The organism is Pantoea sp. Cy-639 (genome assembly GCF_011752525.1).
In the GTDB taxonomy this organism is placed as follows: domain Bacteria; phylum Pseudomonadota; class Gammaproteobacteria; order Pseudomonadales; family Pseudomonadaceae; genus Aquipseudomonas.
The window spans coordinates 37,848-58,613 of the sequence record NZ_VWXI01000013.1 but is presented as its reverse complement, the minus strand read 5'-3'; the positions used below and the strand labels follow the sequence as shown (position 1 = coordinate 58,613).

Below are 20,766 nucleotides of genomic sequence, written 5' to 3'. Positions count from 1 at the left end.
CGGGTCGACCTTGCGCAAACCAGGGATCGTTCAGACCGCGCCAGTATCGGGCGTGTCGCCCGTCACCAGTTCGAACCGGTAGGCGCCCAGAGAACCAGACATGTCGCCAGGGTAGCTGTTGCCGGGCTGCTGGGCGTCGAGTACCCCCTCGAGCTCGTGCAACGCCAGTTCCAGCAACTTGCGCAGGTCACGCACGCTGCTCGCAGCAACGTTGAGCTGCAGCGCCAGCGCCGCGGCGGGCTCGCTGGCGACGGCGGGCGGCGCCGCTTCGCCGAGGATGCGCTCGTGCTCTTCTTCCATCTGGTCGAGCACTTGCGACAGCTCCAGCATGCGCTCGGGCTGGGCAGCCATCTGGTCCTTGATTTCCAGGCGGCGCAATTGCCATTCCCGGATCTTGTGGCGGGTGAGGTCGTCGACATGTTCCACGGTCGCTATCTCCTGGCCGAACGGACTGACACGATGGGATGCATGATAAGGCCCCGCGCAGCTTTGTGCAGGTGCGAAGACGTATGCAGAGGTAAGAAGGACTGGCGCGGCAGGCGCGGTGAAGTTTCCCGGGCCTGAAATGGAGGCGGCCCCACCAGCCACACCCCGGCACTCGATGTTCCCGCTATGGCTGCTCCCTTCCGGGCCTGACCAGGTTAACGGGTAATCAATGCGGGGGGACCGATGGGGCCACCACGACGGCTCGCCATGTGACGAGCCGCGCCATTGTACAGCGCCAGCCGGAAGTTACAACCTCTTCCCGAGAAAAAACCATCATTTCTCAAGGACTTGTGGCGGCATGCCAGCCGGCGAACAACGGCGGCGGCGTCGATGCCAGACTCCGCGGTGTCCGGTTCGCCAGCCAGGCTGGCGCCTACAGGGCGATGCCCTGCCCGGCCATGAACGCGACGAACTGCTCTTCGTCCAGTACGTTGACCCCTAGCTCGTTGGCCTTGGCCAGCTTGGAGCCGGCGCCGGGACCGGCGACCACGCAGTGGGTCTTTCCGGAGACCGAACCTGCCACCTTGGCCCCCAGGCTTTCCAGTTTTTCCTTGGCCACGTCGCGGCTCATGCGCTCGAGGGTGCCGGTCAGCACCCAGGTCTGCCCAGCGAGCGGCAGACCCTCGGCGCTCTTCTTCTCGCACGACCAGTGCATGCCGAAGGCCAGCAACTGGGCTTCGATATCACGCGCCAGTTGCTGGTTGGCCTCGACCTTGAAGAACTCGCGCACGCCTTCGGCCTGCTTGGTGTTCAACGCCTGGCGCAAGTCGATGCCGTCGGCGGCGATGATCTTGTCCAAGGTGCCGAGCTTGTCGACCAGTTTCTCGGCCCCGGTCGGACCGACCGACGGGATGTCGAGCTTGGCCAGCATGCCGGCCAGCGTGGTGCTGGCGGCGAACTCGGCACCCAACTCGCCTTCGTCCTGCAACTGCATGCCGCTGTCCAGCAACTGCTGGATGACCTCGCGGTTATGCGCATCCTCGAAGAAGTTGTGGATCTCGTAGGCGACTTCCAGGCCGATGTCCGGCAGGTAGGTCAGCACCTGCGGCAACGCCACCTGCACGCGGGCCAGGCTGCCCAGCGAACGGGCCAGCACCTTGGCGGTCTCTTCGCCCACGTCGGGGATGCCCAGTGCATAGATGAAGCGTGCCAGGCTCGGGCGCTTGCTGGCCTCGATGGCTTCCAGCAGCTTGCGGCTGGAGACCTCGGCGAAGCCTTCGAGGTCGACCACCTGCTCGAACTCGAGCTTGTACAGATCGGCCGGCGAGCGGATCAGGCCTTCGTCAACCAGTTGCTCGACGCTCTTCTCGCCCAGGCCATCGATGTCCATGGCCCGGCGCGACACGTAGTGGATGATCGCCTGCTTGAGCTGGGCAGCACAGCTCAGGCGGCCAACGCAACGATAGACGGCCCCCTCGCTGGTGGTTTCCTTGCCCTTGCTGCGCTTGACCAACTGGGTACGCTCGACCTGCGAACCACACACCGGGCATGCGCTGGGCACCGCCACCGGGCGGGCATCCTCGGGACGACGCTCGAGCACCACCTGCATCACTTGCGGAATCACATCGCCGGCGCGACGGATGATCACCGTGTCACCGATGCGCAGGCCCAGCCGGGCGATTTCGTCCATGTTGTGCAAGGTGGCATTGGACACCGTGACCCCAGCCACCTTGACTGGCTTCAGGCGCGCCACAGGCGTCACCGCGCCGGTTCGACCGACCTGGAACTCGACGTCGAGCACTTCGGTGAGCTCTTCCATGGCCGGGAACTTGTGGGCGATCGCCCAGCGCGGCTCACGGGCCCGGAAGCCCAGCTCGCGCTGCGAAGCCAGGCTGTTGACCTTGAACACCACGCCGTCGATCTCGTAGGGCAGGTCGTTGCGCCGCGCCCCGATGTCCCGGTAGTAGGCCAGGCACTCCTCGATGCCTGCGGCGTGGCGCAGCTCGCGACTGATCGGCAGCCCCCAGGTCTTGAGTTTCTCGAGAATGCCGATGTGGCTGTCGCCGAACGGCTCGGACACCTGGCCGACGCCATAGCAGCAGAATTCCAGCGGGCGGCTGGCAGTGATCTTCGGGTCCAGCTGGCGCAGGCTGCCGGCAGCAGCGTTGCGCGGGTTGGCGAAGGTCTTGCCGCCGGCCTCGGCCTGGGCGGCATTGAGCCGGTCGAAACCGGCCTTGCTCATGTACACCTCGCCACGCACCTCGAGCACCGCCGGCCACCCCTCGCCCTGCAACTTGAGCGGGATATTGCGCACGGTGCGCACGTTGGCACTGATGTCCTCGCCGGTAGTGCCGTCGCCACGGGTAGCGCCCTGCACCAGTTGGCCATCGCGGTACAGCAGGCTCACCGCCAGGCCGTCGAGCTTGGGTTCGCAGCTGTAGTCGACGGCAGCGGACGCCCCGAACAGGTCCGCTCCCGGCAGGTCGAGGCCTTCTTCCACACGGCGGGCGAAGTCGCGCAGGTCGTCTTCCTCGAAGGCATTGCCCAGGCTGAGCATGGGCACCTCGTGACGCACCTGACTGAAGGCAGCCAAGGCCGCGCCACCGACACGCTGGGTCGGCGAGTCGGGGGTTACCAGATGCGGGTGCTCGGCCTCCAGCGCCTTGAGCTCGTTGAACAGGCGGTCGTATTCGGCGTCAGGCACGCTGGGCTCGTCGAGCACGTAGTAGCGGTAGTTGTGCCGGTCGAGCTCGGCGCGCAGTTCATGGATTCGGGATTCGGCGTTCATTCTTCGTCTTCTCTTGCAAAGCAAAAGAGCAGCCCCAGGCTGCTCTTTTGCTTGAATCATCGCGAAGTGGACCGAGGCAGGGCCCACTCGCTCGGGTACATCAGCGCTTCTGGGTGAGCGCGCGGCGCTCGAACTCGACGATACGCTGACGGTAGTGCTCGATGGTCTGGGCGGTCAGCACGCTGCGCTGGTCGTCCTTGAGCTCACCGTCGAGCTCGTGGGCGAGCTTGCGGGCGGCGGCGACCATCACGTCGAAAGCCTGTTTCGGATGCCGCGGCCCTGGCAGGCCAAGGAAGAAACTGACCGCGCGGGTGCTGAAGTGATCGATGTCGTCCAGGTCGAACACCCCCGGCTTGACCGCGTTGGCCATGGAGAACAGTACCTCGCCGTGGCCGGCCATGCTTTCGTGACGGTGGAAGATGTCCATCTCGCCGAAGCGCAGGCCGCTTTCGAGAATGTTCTGCAGCAACGCAGGCCCCTTGAAGCCACCTTCGTCACGGGAGATGACGCTGATGACCAGCACTTCTTCGGCCGGCGGCAGTTCCTTCACGGCATTGCCCGACGAGGCGAAACCCGTCTCGCGCTTGTTGTCGACAACCAGCTCTTCGTCACTGTCGGCGAACAGATCGGGCTCACGGCTTTGCGCGGCCAGATTGAGGTCGCCCTGCTGCGGCTCGTTGTGGCTGTTGTTGCGCTTGCCACGCTTGGATGCCTTGGCCGGCTTGGTTTCGCGCTCACGCTCCCGCTCACGTGCCGGCGCGCTCAGCGAGGGCAGGTCGGACTCGTCCAGCTCGGGCTCTTTATGGTGCGTTTCCAGCACACGTGCAGGGCCGAGCACCTCGGCGCTGCCTTCGTCGTCCGGCACATTGGCGTAACTGCGATCCAGACGGAACTTCAACTTGCCCTTGCCGCCGCGCATGCGGCGCCAGCCGTCGAAAAGAATACCGGCGATGACAATGATGCCGATGACGATCAGCCACTCGCGCAGACCGATTTCCATGTAATCCCGTGCCTCTATAAAAAATATGCTTGAAAACAAAGGCTTCAAAGGCCTTTAACACGTGGCGCCAACTCTATGTTCTGACAGGCGTTTTACCCACGCAAAAAACAAGTGACATTAAGCTAGCACGACCAAAGGCAACTTTACACCGTCTGTCGCACCTGCCAGGGGCTTTTACCCGCAGGTTCACGCCCGATTCCCGCTCATCAGGCGTCGACCATGGCCATCGCCTCCTCCACATCAACTGCAACAAGACGTGAACAGCCCGGTTCATGCATGGTCACGCCCATCAATTGATCGGCCATTTCCATGGCGATCTTGTTATGGGTGATGTAGATGAACTGCACACTCTCGCTCATTTCCTTGACCAGACGGGCGTACCGCCCGACGTTGGCGTCGTCCAGCGGCGCATCGACTTCGTCGAGCATGCAGAACGGCGCCGGATTCAACTTGAAGATGGCGAACACCAAAGCCAGGGCGGTCAACGCCTTCTCGCCACCGGACAGCAGATGGATGGTGCTGTTCTTCTTGCCCGGTGGACGCGCCATGATGGTCACCCCTGTATCGAGTAGATCTTCGCCCGTCAGTTCCAGATAAGCGCTGCCACCACCGAAAACTTTTGGGAAAAGTGCCTGTAATCCGGCATTTATCTGATCAAAGGTATCCTTGAAGCGGTTGCGGGTTTCCTTGTCGATCTTGCGGATGACGTTTTCCAGGGTCTCCAGCGCCTCGACCAGGTCGGCGTCCTGGGCATCCAGGTAACGCTTGCGCTCGGACTGCTGTTCATATTCCTCGATGGCCGCCAGGTTGATTGCGCCCAGGCGCTGGATCCGCGCTTCGAGCTGCTCCAAAGCCTGTTCGGTGCCTTGCTCGCTGGCTTCGGCCTCCAGCGTGGCGAGCACGCCCTGAAGATCGTAGCCGTCCGCCAGCAATTGTTCCTGCAAAGTCTTGCGACGTACGTCCAGGCCCTGGGACTCCAGGCGCTGCTGCTCCAGCTGACCACGCAACAACTGGGCCTGCTGCTCGGCCTGGGTCCGGCGTTTCTCGGCGTCGCGCAGCGCGCGATCGGCTTCGTCCATGTGCAAGCGGGCCTGGCGCATTTCCTCGTCGACGCTCATGCGCCGCTCGAGCAACTCCTCGAGCTTCAGGCGCAGCTCTTCCAGCGGCGCCTCGCCCTCCTCCAGGTTCAGGTTCAACTGCTCCTGGCGCTCGCTCAGGCGCGCTGCCTGCTGCTCCAGACGCTCCAGCGCCTGGCGGGTGGAATCGTGCTGGGCACGCAGGGAGCCCAGGCGCACGGCCAATTGGTGGCCGTGATCCTTGTGCTGGCGGGCCTCCTGGCGGATGCGGTCGAGCCCCTCGCGCAGGGTGTCGCGACGGGCCATCAATTGCTCGCGCTGCTCGGTGTCCTGGGCCATCAGCTCGAGGGCCTCCTGCAACAGCAGGCGCGCTTCGCCCAGTTGTTCGTGCTCCACGGCGCGCTGCTCCTGCAGCTCGGCCAGTTCTTCCTGCAAACGGCGGCGCCGCAACTCGAGCTGTTCGGCACGGGCACGACCAGCCGACAGGCGGGCTTTGAGCTCGCCATGCTGGCGACTCTCTTCCTGGCTGCGACGGCGCAACTGCTCACGCCGCTCCTCAAGGTCGAGCTGCTGCTCACGCAGGCGCTGCAGTTGCTCGTCCAGTTGCTCGAGGGCCGCCTCCTGCTCCAGTTGCTCCTGGCCCAGGCGTTCGATTTCCTGCCCCCGGGCCAGCACGCCCCCCTGGGCCTCACCGCCACGACTGATGCGCAGGAAGTGCCGGCCGACCCAATAGCCGTCACGACTGACCAGGCTCTGGCCCTCGGCAAGGCCTGTGCGCAAGGCCAGTGCCTGCTCCAGGCTTTCCACCGGCTTGACCTGGCCCAGCCAGGGCGACAGGTCGGTGCGGCCCTCGACCTTGTCGAGCAAGCTACCTGGCAGGCGTGCGCCTTCGCCGGCACCCAGCAACAGGCGCAGCTCGCCTTGTTCCAGGGTGCTGAAGTCGAGGCTGTCGAAGCCCTCGAGCAACACGGCTTGCAGGTCGGCACCCAGCACCGTCTCCACCGCCAGTTCCCAACCCGGCTCGACACGCAACCCCTCGGCCAGACGCGGACGCTGCTCCAACCCCTGCGCGCGCAGCCATTCGCTGCTACCGCCACCCGGCTCGAGAGCAGCCTGCTGCAAGGCTTCGAGGGAGGCCAGGCGGCCGCCCAGGCGCTGCAGGTCGCCTTGTTGCTGCTGCTGGGCCTGGGCGGATTGCTGCAACTGATCACGCAAGGTCTCGAGCTGCCCGATGACCTGCTGCTCCTGCAACTGCAGGTCTTCCAACAACTGCTCGCTGCCGGCCAACTGCTCGCCGAGGCTTTCGGTCTCGCCATCCTGCGGATCGGTGCCCAACTGGTCGCGCTCCTCGCCCAGCTTGCGCTGGCGCTCGGCAAGACGCTCCAGGCTGGCCTCCAACTGGGCCAGTCGCGTCTGCTGCACCTCGGCCTGGCGGCGCGGCTCGGCCGAGCGGGTGTTGAACTGGTCCCACTGCTCCTGCCAGCCCTGCATGCCCAGCTCGGCTTCCTCCAGAGTCGCGGCGGCCTCCTCGGCGGCGGCCAGGGTCAGCTCCTGCTCGGGCTCGAGCATCGCCAACTCCTCGCCCAGGGTGGCCAGCAAGGTGCGGTCATGGCCCAGGTGCGATTCGGTTTCCAGGCGCGTGCGCTCGGCCTCCTTCAGGTCGTCCTGCAACTGGCGCAGGCGCTGCTGGCCGTGCTGGATGCTCTGCTCGACCCGGGCAATGTCGCCGGCCACCGAATAGAAGCGGCCCTGCACCTGGTTGAAACGCTCGGACAGTTCGTGGTGACCATCGCGCAGGCGCTCGATGCTGGCGTCGGCGTTGCGCTGCTCGGCCACCAGGGCCTCGAAGGCGATCTCCTGGTCGCCGATGACCGTCTCGCGCTGGCGCACGCGCTCGTCCAGTTCGCGCCAGCGCAGGGCCGACAGGCGCGCCTTGAGCTGACGTTCCTCGGCCTTGTACTCGCGGTATTTCTCGGCGGCCTGGGCCTGGCGATGCAGGCGTTCGAGCTGACGCTCGAGTTCTTCGCGCAGGTCGGTCAGGCGCGCCAGGTTTTCCTGGGTGCGGCGAATGCGGTTCTCGGTCTCGCGGCGGCGCTCCTTGTACTTGGAGATGCCCGCCGCTTCCTCGATGAAGTTGCGCAGTTCCTCGGGCTTGGCCTCGATCAGCTTGGAGATCATCCCCTGCTCGATGATCGAGTAGCTGCGCGGCCCCAGGCCGGTACCAAGGAAGATGTCGGTGATATCACGGCGCCGGCACTTGGTGCCGTTGAGGTAATAGGTGTTCTGCCCGTCGCGGGTGACCTTGCGCCGAATGGAGATCTCGGCGTAGGCCGCGTATTCCCCCACCAGACTGTTGTCGCTGTTGTCGAACACCAGCTCGATGCTGGCCTGACTGACCGGCTTGCGGCTGGTGGAACCGTTGAAGATGACGTCGGTCATCGACTCGCCACGCAGGTTCTTCGCCGAACTCTCGCCCATCACCCAGCGCACCGCGTCGATGATGTTGGACTTGCCACAGCCGTTGGGGCCGACCACCGCCGCCATGTTGCTGGGGAAATTGACGGTGGTCGGGTCGACGAACGACTTGAAGCCGGCCAGGCGGATGCACTTCAGGCGCATCGGTCAGATCCGCGCCAGCGCCGCCAGCACCAGCTCGCAACTGCGCTGGCTGTAGGCGGCGAGCACCTCGCGGATGCGCGGCAGGTCGCGGGCGACCACGGCCTCGAGCAGGCGGGCGAACAGGTTGAGGTAATCGACCATGTTGGCCTGGCGCTGGTCGAGGGCCAGGTAATAGGCGCGGCTCATGGCCGGCTGCAGGTTCTCGACGGTTTCCTGCAGGTAAGGGTTGTTGGCGAACGGATAGGCGGCGCGCATCACCGCGAAGCTGTCGGCGACGAAACTCTTGATGTCCTGGCTGGCGTGGGCGCGTTCAAGACGCTGCTGGATCTCCAGGAACGGGCGCAAGTCGCTTTCGCTGCGCCAGTGCTGGGCCACCGCGTTGCCCAGCAGGATGTAGAACTCGCCCATCAGCGTGCACAGGCTGCGTACGCCGTTCTCGTCCAGCTCGGTCACATGGGCGCCGCGACGCGGCAGGATGGCGATCAAGTGACGACGCTCGAGGATCAGCAACGCCTCGCGCACCGAGCCGCGGCTGACGTTCAGGGCCTGGGTGACCTTCTGCTCCTGGATACGCTCGCCGGGTGCGAGTTCGCCGCGGATGATCCGCTCGGCCAGGTAATGGGCAATTTGCTCGGAGAGGCTGTCCGGCGCCTTGAACGTCATGGTTTTCCTTCGCGATCTGAAATGCAGTGCACAAGGGCGCGATTGTAGCGCACTTGCTCCGTGCACGCGCAGCGCCACGCAAGGGTTTATGCGACCTGTCGGTCATCCACCGACGGCGGCGCGAACTATGCTTGGAGAAGGCGTTTCGAGGCGACCGGAAAGCGTTCGGGCAAAATCTTGACCCTTGAGTCAGAAATTTATTGACCATCAGGTCAAGCCTGCTTAGAGTCCGCCCGAACAACAATAAAATCATTGCGAGGCCCTCCCCGTGATCCAGTTTCTCGTCAACCAGGCGCTGCACAGCGAGCACGCCCTGGACCCGAACATGACGGTGCTGCAGTACCTGCGCGAGCACCTGGGCAAGCCCGGCACCAAGGAAGGCTGCGCCAGCGGTGACTGCGGCGCCTGCACCGTGGTGGTCGGCGAGCTCGTCCAGGACGACCAGGGCGTCGACGCCATCCGTTACCGAAGTCTCAATTCCTGCCTGACGTTCGTCTCCTCGCTGCATGGCAAGCAACTGATCAGCGTGGAAGGTCTCAAGCACGACGGCGAGCTGCACAGCGTGCAGAAAGCCATGGCCGACTGCCATGGCTCGCAATGCGGGTTCTGTACCCCCGGCTTCGTCATGTCGCTGTTCGCCCTGCAGAAGAACAGCAGCGGCCACGACCTGCACCAGGCCCAGGAAGCCTTGGCCGGCAACCTGTGCCGCTGCACCGGCTACCGGCCGATCCTCGATGCCGCCGCGCAGAGCTGCGCCCAGCCCTGCCGCGACCAGTTCGACGCGCAGCAGGCACAGACCATCGCCCGCCTCAAGGCCATCGCCCCGCAGCAGACCGGCGAGCTCAACAGTGGCGACAAGCGCTGCCTGGTGCCGCTGACCGTGGCCGACCTGGCCGACCTCTACAGCTCGCACCCCGAAGCCCGCCTGCTGGCCGGCGGCACTGACCTGGCGCTGGAGGTCACCCAGTTCCACCGCACCTTGCCGGTGATGATCTATGTGGGTCATGTCGCCGAGCTCAAGCGCATCGAGCGCAGCGCCAGCCACCTGGAGATCGGTGCCGCCACGCCATTGACCGACTGCTACGCCGCGCTGAACGAGGAATACCCCGACTTCGGCGCCCTGCTGCACCGCTTCGCCTCGCTGCAAATCCGCAACCAAGGCACCCTCGGCGGCAACATCGGCAACGCCTCGCCGATCGGCGACTCGCCCCCCCTGCTGATCGCCCTGGACGCGCAGGTCGTCCTGCGCCAGGGCCAGCGCCAGCGCACCCTGGCGCTGGAAGACTACTTCATCGACTACCGCATCACCGCCCGCCAGGACAGCGAGTTCATCGAGAAGATCCTCGTGCCGCGCGCCAGCAATGACTGGACGTTCCGTGCCTACAAGGTATCCAAGCGCCTGGACGACGATATTTCCGCCGTGTGCGCGGCGTTCAACCTGAGCCTCGAGAACGGCGTGGTCAGCGGCGTGCGCATCGCCTTCGGCGGCATGGCGGCGATTCCCAAGCGCGCCCGTGCCTGCGAAGCAGCGCTGCGCGGCAAAGCGTGGAACCAGGCCAGCATCGAGCGCGCCTGCCAGGCCCTGGCCGAAGACTTCACCCCGCTCAGCGACTTCCGCGCCAGCCGCGAATACCGCCTGCTGACCGCGCAGAACCTGCTGCGCAAGTACTTCATCGAACTGCAATCGCCGCACATCGAAACCCGGGTGACCGCTTATGTCTAACCAGCACGCCGTCAAGAGCCAGGCCGAGATGGCCGCACTGTTCAGCCAGGACCTGACCACCGGGGTCGGTCGCAGTCTCAAGCACGATAGCGCCGACAAGCACGTGGCCGGCGAGGCGGTGTACATCGACGATCGCCTCGAATTCCCCAACCAGTTGCACGTTTATGCACGCACCGCGGACCGCGCCCACGCGCGCATCCTGCGCATCGATACCAGCCCCTGCTATCAGTTCGAGGGCGTGCGCATCGCCATCACCCACGAAGACATCCCGGGCCTGAAGGACATCGGTCCGGTGGTCGCCGGTGACCCGCTGCTGGCCATCGACACGGTCGAGTTCTTCGGCCAGCCAGTGCTCGCCGTCGCCGCCCGCGACCAGGACACCGCGCGCCGCGCGGCCATGGCCGCGATCGTCGAGTACGAGGACCTGGAGCCGGTGCTCGACGTGGTCGAAGCGCTGCGCAAGCAGCACTTCGTGCTCGACAGCCACACTCACCAGCGCGGCGACTCGGCCGCCGCCCTGGCCAGCGCCCCGCACCGCCTGCAGGGCACCCTGCACATCGGCGGCCAGGAGCATTTCTACCTGGAGACCCAGATCAGCTCGGTGATGCCCAGCGAAGATGGCGGCATGATCGTCTACTGTTCGACGCAGAACCCCACCGAAGTGCAGAAGCTGGTGGCCGAGGTGCTCGACGTGCCGATGCACAAGATCGTCGTCGACATGCGCCGCATGGGTGGCGGCTTCGGTGGCAAGGAAACCCAGGCTGCCAGCCCGGCGTGCCTGTGCGCGGTGATCGCGCGCCTGACCGGCCAGCCGACCAAGATGCGCCTGCCACGGGTCGAGGACATGACCATGACCGGCAAGCGCCATCCGTTCTACGTCGAGTACGACGTGGGCTTCGACGACAGCGGCCGCCTGCATGGCATCAACTTCGACCTGGCCGGCAACTGCGGCTATTCGCCGGACCTGTCCGGCTCGATCGTCGACCGCGCCATGTTCCACGCCGACAACGCCTACTACCTGGGCGATGCCACCGTGCACGGACACCGCTGCAAGACCCACACCGCCTCCAACACCGCCTACCGCGGCTTCGGCGGCCCACAGGGAATGGTCGCCATCGAACAGGTGATGGACCATATCGCCCGCCACCTGGCGCTGGACCCGCTGGCGGTGCGCAAGGCCAACTACTATGGCAAGACCGAGCGCAACGTCACCCACTACTACCAGACCATCGAGCACAACCTGCTCGAGGAACTGACCGCCGACCTCGAGGCCAGCAGCGACTACCACGAGCGCCGCGAATCGATCCGCCGTTTCAACGCCAACAGCCCGGTACTGAAGAAGGGCCTGGCGCTGACCCCGGTGAAGTTCGGCATCTCGTTCACCGCCACCTTCCTCAACCAGGCCGGCGCGCTGATCCACATCTATACCGACGGCAGCATCCACCTCAACCATGGCGGCACCGAGATGGGCCAGGGCCTGAATACCAAGGTGGCACAGGTGGTGGCACAGGTGTTCCAGGTCGACTTCGAACGTATCCAGATCACCGCCACCAACACCGACAAGGTGCCCAACACCTCGCCAACCGCGGCCTCCAGCGGCGCCGACCTGAACGGCAAGGCCGCGCAGAACGCCGCCGAGATCCTCAAGAAGCGCCTCGTCGAGTTCGCCGCGCGCCATTACAACGTCACCGAGGAAGACGTCGAGTTCCGCAACGGCCATGTACGCGTGCGCGAGCAGATCGTCAGCTTCGAGCAACTGGTGCAGCAGGCCTACTTCGCCCAGGTGTCGCTGTCGACCACCGGTTTCTACCGTACGCCGAAGATCTTCTACGACCGCACCCAGGCTCGCGGCCGGCCGTTCTACTACTACGCCTTCGGCGCCGCCTGCGTGGAGGTGATCATCGATACCCTGACCGGCGAGTACAGGATGCTGCGTGCCGACATCCTGCACGACGTCGGCGACTCGCTGAACCCGGCCATCGACATCGGCCAGGTGGAGGGCGGCTTCATCCAGGGCATGGGCTGGCTGACCACCGAGGAGCTGGTGTGGAACGCCAAGGGCAAGCTGGTGACCAACGGCCCGGCCAGCTACAAGATCCCGGCCATCGCCGACATGCCGCTGGACCTGCGGGTGAAGCTGGTGGAGAACCGCAAGAACCCGGAGGACACCGTGTTCCACTCCAAGGCCGTGGGCGAACCGCCGTTCATGCTGGGGATCGCCGCCTGGTGCGCTATCAAGGATGCGGTGGCGAGCATCGCCGACTACCGCGTGCAGCCAGACATCGACGCACCCGCGACGCCAGAGCGGGTACTGTGGGGTTGCGAGCAGATGCGCAAGGCAGTGGCCACTGTGCAACCGGTCGAGCAGGAACTGGAAAGCATCCATCAGTAACCGCATGTGGGAGCGGGCTTGCCCCGCGATCGGACGCCGATCGTCGCGGGTCAAGCCCGCTCCCACGGCAGCACTTGCCGAGGTTTCATACCATGCACCAATGGATCAACGCCCTCGCCGAGCATCAAGCCCGCGGCGAACCCTGCGTTCTGGTGACCATCATCGAGGAACGCGGCTCGACCCCGCGCAACGCCGGCTCCAAGATGGTGGTCAGCGCCAGCGCGCTGTACGACACCATCGGCGGCGGCCACCTGGAATACAAGGCCCTGCACATCGCCCGGCAGATGCTCGAGGAACACCGCGGCACGCCACATCTGGAGCGCTTCAGCCTCGGCGCCAGCCTCGGCCAGTGCTGCGGCGGCGCCACCGTGCTGCTGTTCGAGCCCATGACCGGGGTGCAGGCACAGATAGCCGTGTTCGGCGCGGGCCATGTCGGCCGGGCTCTGGTACCCTTGCTCGCCGCCCTGCCCTGCCGGGTGCGCTGGATCGATTCGCGCGAGCAGGAATTCCCCGACCTCATCCCCAACGGGGTGAGCAGGATCGTCAGCGAGGAGCCGGTCGACGAAGTCGCGGACCTGCCCGCCGGCAGCTACTGCATCGTCATGACCCACAATCACCAGCTTGACCTGGAACTGACCGCCGCCATCCTCAAGCGCAATGATTTCACCTGGTTCGGCCTGATCGGCTCGAAGACCAAGCGCGCCAAGTTCGAACATCGCCTGCGCGAGCGCGGCTTCGACGACGCACTGATGGCGCGCATGCGCTGCCCGATGGGCCTGGCCGAGGTCAAGGGCAAGCTGCCGATCGAGATCGCCGTGTCCATCGCCGCGGAAATCATCGCCACCTACAACGCCTGTTTCGGCCAGCACGACGCTGCCGCCAATTCAGGCCCCATCGCCCAGTTGCTGCCGCCCTCCCGGCGCAGCCAAGCCATTTGACGAGAGCCTCATGAGCGCAACCTGCAAAGCCTACCGAGCCGCCATCCTGCACAGCATCGCCGACCCTGCCGAGGTCGGCCTGGAGGCGTCCTGCGAATACTATGAAGACGGCCTGCTGGTGGTCGACGATGGCCGCATCAGCGCCCTTGGCCACGCCAGCGAGCTGCTGCCGACCCTCGCCGACGGCGTCGCGGTGGAGCACTACCCGGACGCACTGATCACCCCGGGATTCATCGACACCCATATCCACTTCCCGCAGACCGGCATGATCGGCTCCTACGGCGAGCAACTGCTGGACTGGCTGAACACCTATACCTTCCCCTGCGAGAAACAGTTCGCCGACAAGGCCCACGCCGACCAGGTGGCGAAGATCTTCCTCACGGAACTGCTGCGCAACGGCACCACCACCGCCCTGGTGTTCGGCAGCGTGCATCCCGAGTCGGTCGAGGCGCTGTTCGAGCAAGCCCAGCGCCTGGACCTGTGCCTGATCGCCGGCAAGGTGATGATGGACCGCAACGCCCCCGACTACCTGACCGACACCGCCGAGTCGAGCTACCGCGACAGCAAGGCATTGATCGAGCGCTGGCATGGCAAGGGCCGCCTGCACTACGCGGTCACCCCGCGCTTCGCGCCGACCAGCACGCCGCAACAACTGGCGGCGGCCGGCCAGCTGCTCAAGGAGCACCCTGGCGTGTACCTGCACACCCACCTGTCGGAGAACCTCAAGGAGATCGACTGGGTCAAGTCGCTGTTCCCTGAGCAGAAGGGCTACCTGGACGTCTACGATCACTTCGAGCTGCTCGGCGAGCGCTCGGTGTTCGCCCATGGCGTGCACCTGTGCGACGAGGAATGCCAGCGCCTGGCGCAGACGGGTTCGGCGGTGGCGTTCTGCCCGACCTCCAACCTGTTCCTCGGCAGCGGCCTGTTCAACCTGCCCCAGGCCGAGCGTTTCAAGGTCAACGTAGGCCTGGGCACCGACGTCGGTGCCGGGACCAGCTTCTCGCTGCTCAATACCCTGAACGAGGCGTACAAGGTGATGCAGATGCAAGGCGCGCGCCTGCACCCGTACAAATCGCTGTACCTGGCCACCCTCGGCGGCGCCCGTGCCCTGCGCCTGGACGACCGCATCGGCAGCCTGCGCCCGGGCAACGACGCCGACTTCGTGGTGCTCGACTACAAGGCCACGCCGCTGCTGGACTACCGTCTGCAGCAGTCGAAGAGCATCGAGGAAACCCTGTTCGTGCTGACCACCCTGGGTGACGACCGCACCGTACGCGCGACCTACGCCGCCGGTCGCCAAGTACACCAGCGCTGACCCGCCCGAGGGGGCAGCCCGCCACGACCAAGGAACGGGCTGCCGCCACGACGGAAACTAAGACTGTTTAGCCAGGCAGCGATACAACCCGCCACCCAGCGCCGCTCCGATCAGTGGCGCCAGCCAGAACAGCCACAGCTGCTGTAACGCCCAGCCGCCGACGAACAACGCAGGCCCAGTGCTGCGCGCCGGGTTGACCGAGGTGTTGGTGACCGGAATCGAGATCAGGTGGATCAGGGTCAGGGCCAGGCCGATGGCGATCGGCGCGAACCCGGCCGGCGCACGCACGTCAGTGGCGCCCATGATCACCACCAGGAACATCGCCGTCATGACCACTTCACTGACGAATCCCGCCGCCAGGCTGTAGCCGCCCGGCGAGTGCTCGCCGTAGCCGTTCGACGCCAGGCCGCTGGACAGCTCGAACCCGGCCTTGCCACTGGCGATGAAGTAGATCACCGCTGCCGCCAGGATTGCCCCGATGACTTGGGCGATCACGTAGGGCAGCAGCTCTTTCGCCGGGAAACGCCCCCCCACCACCAGACCGAACGACACCGCGGGATTGAGATGGCAACCAGAGATATGACCGATGGCGAACGCCATGGTCAGCACCGTCAGGCCAAAGGCGAAGGCGACCCCCAGCACACCGATACCGACCGGGGAACTGGCGGCCAGCACGGCACTGCCGCAGCCCCCCAGCACCAACCAGAAGGTACCGACCAGCTCGGCACCCATGCGCACACCCAGAGATGTAGACATGACCCATTCCTCAAGTAGTTGAACGCAACGACTGCGCAAGCCCAACTACAGGAATTCGGGGTTTGCAACTAGTAAATCTAACAGGGTCCAGGCAAATGGCCAGTCACGAAAAAGGGGCCTGTCAGAGGCCCCTTGCGGTGATCATGCTGCCGGCACAGGCAAACGTTCAACCCTTGGCTGCGGCCTTGGGTTTTTTCTGCAGCAAGTGCGAAAACACCGCATGCAGGTCGTCAGAAGCACTTTCCTCGTCGAGGTTGAGCTTGCTGTCGATGTGGTCCATGTGGTGCATCATCAGGCTCACCGCCTGCTCGCCATCGCGCGCCTCGATGGCATCGATCAATTGCATGTGCTCGTCGTAGGAGCAATGCGAACGGTTGCCGCTTTCGTACTGGGCGATGATCAGCGAAGTCTGCGACACCAGGCTGCGCTGGAAACTCACCAGCGGCGCATTGCCGGCAGCTTCGGCCAGCTTGAGGTGGAACTCGCCGGACAAGCGGATACCGGCGCCGCGATCGCCGCGGGAGAAGCTGTCGCGCTCCTCGCGCACCATCTGGCGCAGTTCATTGAGTTGCTCGACCGTGGCGTGCTGCACCGCCAGCTCGGTGATGGCGCGCTCGACCATGCGCCGCGAGAAGAACACCTGACGGGCTTCCTCGACCGTCGGGCTGGCCACTACCGCGCCACGGTTGGGGCGCAGCAACACCACGCTTTCGTGGGCCAGGCGCGACAGGGCGCGACGAATGATGGTGCGGCTGACGCCGAAGATCTCGCCCAGCGCTTCCTCGCTCAACTTGGTGCCCGGCGCGAGGCGTTGCTCGAGGATCGCCTCGAAGATGTGCGCATAGACGATGTCGTCCTGGGTACCGCTGCGGCCGGCCTTGCCGGTGCGCGCAGGTTTTTTCAGAGGTTGCAGCTGTTCGTTCATGGGCTCTCGAGCACGAAGGACCTACCAGTCGCGCCGTGACTGTAATACCTGTCAGCGGAGGGGTGGCGAGTCTGGGAAGAAGAAGTTGGGCCAAGGTATGGCGCCATTGTACACAGGCTGACCCGTTTCTGCAGGTGGCCTTTTCCTATATAGCCGTTGTACGGCGGTTTGTGCGAACAAAAGATAAAACATTATTTGCTTTATTTGTACACAAAAGCATAATCCTGCGAGCAACTTCCTGACCCAGAAGTCAACAAAATGGTCGGACGTCTGCCACACCCTCCCTCGCGAAGCCCCCAAGTGCACTGCTCAGGACCAGGCTTCGAACAACAAGAACGACTTGAGGAGTACTCGCTGTGGAAAGCCGCAAATCCGAAGCCCCTACGCTGGATCTCGCCCCGCCGCTCGAAACGAGCTGGCTGGAACGGATTTTCAAACTCAAGCGACATGGCAGCACCGTCAGAACCGAACTGATCGCCGGGGTGACCACCTTCATCACCATGGCCTACATCATCTTCGTCAACCCCAACATCATGGCCGACGCCGGCATCGACCACGGCGCGGCGTTCGTCGCCACCTGCATCGCCGCCGCCCTGGGCTGCCTGCTGATGGGCCTGTACGCCAACTGGCCGGTGGGCCTGGCACCGGGCATGGGACTCAACGCGTTCTTCACCTACACCGTGGTCGGGACCATGGGCTACAACTGGGAAACCGCGCTGGGGGCGGTGTTCATCTCCGGTGTGCTGTTCATGTTCCTGACCTTGTCACGGGTACGCGAGTGGCTGCTCAACAGCATTCCGGTAAGCCTGCGCCATGCCATGGGCGCCGGCGTCGGCCTGTTCCTCGGGCTGATCGGCCTGAAGACCGCCGGCATCATCGTCGACAGCCCGGCCACCTTGATCAAGCTGGGCTCGCTGCATGAGCCAGCGCCACTGCTGGCGGCGCTGTGCTTCCTGCTGATCGCGATCCTCAGCTACAAACGGGTGTTCGGCGCGATCCTGATCAGCATCATCGGCGTGACCCTGGCCGGTTGGGCCCTGGGCCTGGTGAAATTCACCGGGGTGATGTCGATGCCGCCGAGCCTGGCCCCGACCTGGATGGCCATGGACGTGGCCGGGGTGTTCAACGTCAGCATGATCAGCGTGGTGCTGGCATTCCTGTTCGTGCACATGTTCGACACCGCCGGCACCCTGATGGGCGTGGCCCAGCGCGCCAACCTGGTGGCGCCTGACGGGCGCATCGAGAACCTGTCGCGGGCGCTGAAGGCCGACAGTGCCTCCAGCGTGTTCGGCGCGGTGGTCGGCGTGCCACCGGTGACCAGCTACGTGGAGAGCGCCGCAGGTGTCGCCGCTGGCGGGCGTACCGGCCTGACCGCGGTGGTGGTCGGCGTGCTGTTCATCGCGGCGATGTTCTTCGCCCCGCTGGCCGGGATGATTCCTGCCTATGCCACCGCAGGCGCGCTGATCTACGTGGCGATGCTGATGATGGGCAGCATGGCGCATATCCACTGGGACGAAGCCACCGACAGCATCCCGGCGATCGTCACGGTGATCATGATGCCGCTGACCTTCTCGGTGGCCGACGGCATCGCCCTGGGCTTCATCAGCTACGTGGCGCTGAAGGCCGGGACCGGCAAGTACCGGGAGATCTCGGCAAGCCTGTGGGTGCTGTGTCTGATCTTCATTGCCAAGTTCGTGTTCCTCTGAACCGAGCCGAGTACGACAAAGGGCGCCAATGGCGCCCTTTGTTCATTTCCAGGCCGTCCCCGCATGCCGAAGGCACCAGCCTTGCTGGCGAACCAGGCGCCGTGGTGGCTGGCACCTACCACGGTTGCTTGCTTCATCCGCGGCTGGCATGAAACAGCAGGCGAAAAAAAGCCCGCCAGTGTGAGAGCGGGCCAAGGACCTACGAAGATTCTTCTAGCGACCAACTAGCTTCCACGATAGGTCGAATAGCTGTACGGCGAGATCAACAGCGGCACGTGGTAGTGCTCTTGCTGCTCGTCGATGCCAAAGCGCAGCACGACGACATCGAGGAACGCGCTGTCCGGCAGTTTCACGCCTTTGCCGCGGTAGTAGTCACCCGCGCTGAACTGCAACTGGTAGACACCGGTACGGTAGTCGTCCCCTTGCAGCAACGGCGCGTCGACACGGCCATCGCTGTTGGTCAGGGCGGTGTTCACCAGCTCCAGTTGCTGGCCTTCGACACGGTACAGCTCGACCTTGATCGAGCTGCCCGGGCAGCCATGCGCGGCATCCAGTACGTGTGTGGTCAAACGTCCCATTTGCTTGTCGCCTCTTGTCATATGCGTGGGCAAAAAATACACGCCATCCACCAGGCACAAAGGCCTGCGGTGTGCGGGAATGACGCCATTAAGACAGTTTGCCGATAAATTGTACACAATTTTTTATCCCCTCTCGTCGACCGCCCGGTCAGCCCCCGCAATATCAGCCGCCAGTCGCAAAGATAGATGGCATGCCGAGGCCGCCGCCATTAACTGACCAATCAGGCAGGTTTCTTGCAAAGGCTTTACGGCGCCGCCCCAACCGACAAAAGGGAAGAAATGCGGAAAAACAGGCTTACAAAAGATTTCAGAAGTTGTATACAATCAGCCCATCCGGTGGTGCGACATCCCGACGCGGCCCCGCCCACCACCCGCACTAACGTACAAGAAGGAAGACTGCAGTGAGCGCTGACTACCCTCGCGACCTGATCGGTTACGGCAACAACCCACCTCATCCGCAATGGCCGGGGAATGCCCGCATTGCACTGTCCTTCGTGCTCAACTACGAAGAAGGTGGCGAGCGCAACATCCTGCACGGCGACAAAGAATCCGAAGCGTTCCTCTCCGAAATGGTCGCCGCCCAGCCCCTGCAGGGCGCGCGCAACATGAGCATGGAATCGCTCTACGAGTACGGCAGCCGTGCCGGTGTATGGCGACTGCTCAAGCTGTTCAAGGACAGCGGCGTGCCGCTGACCATCTTCGCCGTGGCCATGGCCGCCCAGCGCCACCCTGACGTGATCCGCGCCATGGTCCAGGCCGGCCACGAGATCTGCAGCCACGGCTACCGCTGGATCGACTACCAGTACATGGACGAGGCCCAGGAACGCGAGCATATGCTCGAGGCCATCCGCATCCTCACCGAGATCACCGGCGAACGCCCGCTGGGCTGGTACACCGGCCGCACCGGCCCGAACACCCGACGCCTGGTGATGGAGGAAGGCGGCTTCCTCTACGACAGCGACACCTACGACGACGACCTGCCCTACTGGGAGCCGAACAACAGCACCGACAAGCCGCACCTGGTGATCCCCTACACCCTGGACACCAACGACATGCGTTTCACCCAGGTGCAAGGCTTCAACTGCGGCGAACAGTTCTTCCAGTACCTGAAAGACGCCTTCGACGTGCTCTACGCCGAAGGCGCCGAAGCGCCGAAGATGCTCTCCATCGGCCTGCACTGCCGCCTGGTCGGCCGTCCGGCGCGCCTGGCCGCGCTCAAGCGCTTCATCGACTACGCCAAGAGCCACGAGCAGGTCTGGTTCGCCCGTCGCGTGGACATCGCCCGCCACTGGCACGCCACCCACCCGTACAAGAAAGAGAACGCCTGATGACCGCCTTCAAGACCCTCAAGCCCTCCACCCTGGGCCGTGCCGCCTTCGTCGAGGCCTTCGCCGACATCTACGAGCACTCGCCGTGGGTCGCCGAAAAAGCCTTCGACCTGGGCCAGCCGGGCGAGCTGGACGAGATCGAGGCGCTGCATCAGCGCATGAGCGACATCCTGCTCAGCGCCAACCACGCCGACCAGCTGGCGCTGATCAACGCCCACCCGGACCTCGCCGGCAAGGCCGCGATCCAGGGCGAGCTGACCGAATCGAGCACCAACGAACAGGCCGGCGCCGGCATCCACCAGTGCACCGCCGAGGAGTTCGCCCGTTTCACCGAGCTGAACGACGCCTACAAGGCCAAGTTCCAGTTCCCGTTCATCATGGCGGTCAAGGGCAGCAACCGGCACCAGATCCTCGCCGCCTTCGAGAAACGCATCCACAACGACAAGGATGCCGAGTTCAAGGAAGCCCTGGCGCAGATCAACCTGATTGCCCTGTTCCGCCTGTTGCAGCTTTGAGGATTGTCCTGGCCTGGC

General features: G+C 64.6%; 15 protein-coding genes and 1 other RNA gene. 7 read left to right on the top strand and 9 right to left on the bottom strand.

The window, feature by feature from the left end; translation table 11 throughout:
* Positions 1–30 precede the first annotated feature (30 nt).
* The 6 genes from F3J43_RS16545 to F3J43_RS16520 all read right to left on the bottom strand — a co-directional run bounded on the left by F3J43_RS16545 (position 31) and on the right by F3J43_RS16520 (position 8,572).
* A complete protein-coding gene (locus F3J43_RS16545) occupies positions 31–426 on the bottom strand; it encodes a hypothetical protein (protein WP_166888723.1) in 396 nt (131 codons plus the stop codon).
* Positions 427–575: 149 nt separating this feature from the next.
* An RNA gene (gene ffs, locus F3J43_RS16540) (signal recognition particle sRNA small type) lies at positions 576–672 on the bottom strand.
* 187 nt (positions 673–859) lie between these two features.
* Positions 860–3,214 carry an NAD-dependent DNA ligase LigA gene (gene ligA, locus F3J43_RS16535; RefSeq protein WP_166888719.1) on the bottom strand — a complete coding sequence of 785 codons (2,355 nt, stop codon included), beginning with the start codon at positions 3,212–3,214 and terminating at the stop codon, positions 860–862.
* Positions 3,215–3,314: 100 nt separating this feature from the next.
* On the bottom strand, positions 3,315–4,214 hold the full coding sequence (gene zipA, locus F3J43_RS16530) for a cell division protein ZipA (protein WP_166888715.1): 900 nt from the start codon (positions 4,212–4,214) through the stop codon (positions 3,315–3,317).
* A 206-nt stretch (positions 4,215–4,420) separates the two neighbouring features.
* Positions 4,421–7,909 (bottom strand): chromosome segregation protein SMC, encoded by a 3,489-nt coding sequence (gene smc / locus F3J43_RS16525; protein ID WP_166888711.1) that lies wholly within the window; start codon positions 7,907–7,909, stop codon positions 4,421–4,423.
* Between the two features lie 3 nt (positions 7,910–7,912).
* On the bottom strand, positions 7,913–8,572 hold the full coding sequence (locus F3J43_RS16520; protein ID WP_166888709.1) for a GntR family transcriptional regulator: 660 nt from the start codon (positions 8,570–8,572) through the stop codon (positions 7,913–7,915).
* Positions 8,573–8,840: 268 nt separating this feature from the next.
* Between F3J43_RS16520 and xdhA the strand changes: the two genes are divergently transcribed.
* From xdhA to guaD, 4 genes are all read left to right on the top strand, one after another.
* Complete coding sequence (gene xdhA, locus F3J43_RS16515; RefSeq protein ID WP_166888706.1) at positions 8,841–10,295, top strand: xanthine dehydrogenase small subunit; 1,455 nt, start codon at positions 8,841–8,843, stop codon at positions 10,293–10,295.
* Positions 10,288–12,687 (top strand): xanthine dehydrogenase molybdopterin binding subunit, encoded by a 2,400-nt coding sequence (xdhB, locus tag F3J43_RS16510; RefSeq protein WP_166888703.1) that lies wholly within the window; start codon positions 10,288–10,290, stop codon positions 12,685–12,687. Before xdhA ends, xdhB begins: the two co-directional genes overlap by 8 nt.
* 92 nt (positions 12,688–12,779) lie before the next feature.
* Positions 12,780–13,625 carry a xanthine dehydrogenase accessory protein XdhC gene (gene xdhC, locus F3J43_RS16505; RefSeq protein WP_166888700.1) on the top strand — a complete coding sequence of 282 codons (846 nt, stop codon included), beginning with the start codon at positions 12,780–12,782 and terminating at the stop codon, positions 13,623–13,625.
* Positions 13,626–13,635: 10 nt separating this feature from the next.
* Positions 13,636–14,940 carry a guanine deaminase gene (gene guaD, locus F3J43_RS16500; RefSeq protein WP_166888697.1) on the top strand — a complete coding sequence of 435 codons (1,305 nt, stop codon included), beginning with the start codon at positions 13,636–13,638 and terminating at the stop codon, positions 14,938–14,940.
* Positions 14,941–14,997: 57 nt separating this feature from the next.
* On the opposite strand, the gene aqpZ is transcribed toward guaD, so the two are convergent.
* Both aqpZ and F3J43_RS16490 read right to left on the bottom strand, forming a co-directional pair.
* Positions 14,998–15,696 carry an aquaporin Z gene (aqpZ, locus tag F3J43_RS16495; RefSeq protein ID WP_166888693.1) on the bottom strand — a complete coding sequence of 233 codons (699 nt, stop codon included), beginning with the start codon at positions 15,694–15,696 and terminating at the stop codon, positions 14,998–15,000.
* A 166-nt stretch (positions 15,697–15,862) separates the two neighbouring features.
* The gene (locus F3J43_RS16490) at positions 15,863–16,621 is read right to left on the bottom strand and encodes a GntR family transcriptional regulator (protein WP_166888690.1); all 759 of its coding nucleotides are present in this window, start codon (positions 16,619–16,621) and stop codon (positions 15,863–15,865) included.
* 386 nt (positions 16,622–17,007) lie between these two features.
* On the opposite strand from F3J43_RS16490, the gene F3J43_RS16485 reads away from it, so the two are divergent.
* Positions 17,008–18,327: an NCS2 family permease gene (locus F3J43_RS16485; RefSeq protein ID WP_205297927.1), complete on the top strand. Its 1,320-nt coding sequence runs from the start codon at positions 17,008–17,010 to the stop codon at positions 18,325–18,327.
* A 224-nt stretch (positions 18,328–18,551) separates the two neighbouring features.
* On the opposite strand, the gene uraH is transcribed toward F3J43_RS16485, so the two are convergent.
* Positions 18,552–18,896, bottom strand: a complete 345-nt coding sequence (gene uraH / locus F3J43_RS16480) for a hydroxyisourate hydrolase (protein ID WP_286184677.1) — start codon at positions 18,894–18,896, stop codon at positions 18,552–18,554.
* 410 nt (positions 18,897–19,306) lie between these two features.
* On the opposite strand from uraH, the gene puuE reads away from it, so the two are divergent.
* Positions 19,307–20,233: an allantoinase PuuE gene (gene puuE, locus F3J43_RS16475; RefSeq protein WP_166888682.1), complete on the top strand. Its 927-nt coding sequence runs from the start codon at positions 19,307–19,309 to the stop codon at positions 20,231–20,233.
* Entirely contained in the window at positions 20,233–20,748 is a 516-nt protein-coding gene (gene uraD, locus F3J43_RS16470; RefSeq protein ID WP_166888679.1) for a 2-oxo-4-hydroxy-4-carboxy-5-ureidoimidazoline decarboxylase, read from the top strand. Before puuE ends, uraD begins: the two co-directional genes overlap by 1 nt.
* Positions 20,749–20,766: the final 18 nt, after the last annotated feature.

Coding starts and splice junctions, on each gene's coding strand:
- ligA (WP_166888719.1), bottom strand. CDS start 3,214: ATGAACGCCGAATCCCGAATCCATGAACTGCGCGCCGAGCTCGACCGG.
- zipA (WP_166888715.1), bottom strand. CDS start 4,214: ATGGAAATCGGTCTGCGCGAGTGGCTGATCGTCATCGGCATCATTGTC.
- smc (WP_166888711.1), bottom strand. CDS start 7,909: ATGCGCCTGAAGTGCATCCGCCTGGCCGGCTTCAAGTCGTTCGTCGAC.
- F3J43_RS16520 (WP_166888709.1), bottom strand. CDS start 8,572: ATGACGTTCAAGGCGCCGGACAGCCTCTCCGAGCAAATTGCCCATTAC.
- xdhB (WP_166888703.1), top strand. CDS start 10,288: ATGTCTAACCAGCACGCCGTCAAGAGCCAGGCCGAGATGGCCGCACTG.
- xdhC (WP_166888700.1), top strand. CDS start 12,780: ATGCACCAATGGATCAACGCCCTCGCCGAGCATCAAGCCCGCGGCGAA.
- guaD (WP_166888697.1), top strand. CDS start 13,636: ATGAGCGCAACCTGCAAAGCCTACCGAGCCGCCATCCTGCACAGCATC.
- aqpZ (WP_166888693.1), bottom strand. CDS start 15,696: ATGTCTACATCTCTGGGTGTGCGCATGGGTGCCGAGCTGGTCGGTACC.
- F3J43_RS16490 (WP_166888690.1), bottom strand. CDS start 16,621: ATGAACGAACAGCTGCAACCTCTGAAAAAACCTGCGCGCACCGGCAAG.
- uraD (WP_166888679.1), top strand. CDS start 20,233: ATGACCGCCTTCAAGACCCTCAAGCCCTCCACCCTGGGCCGTGCCGCC.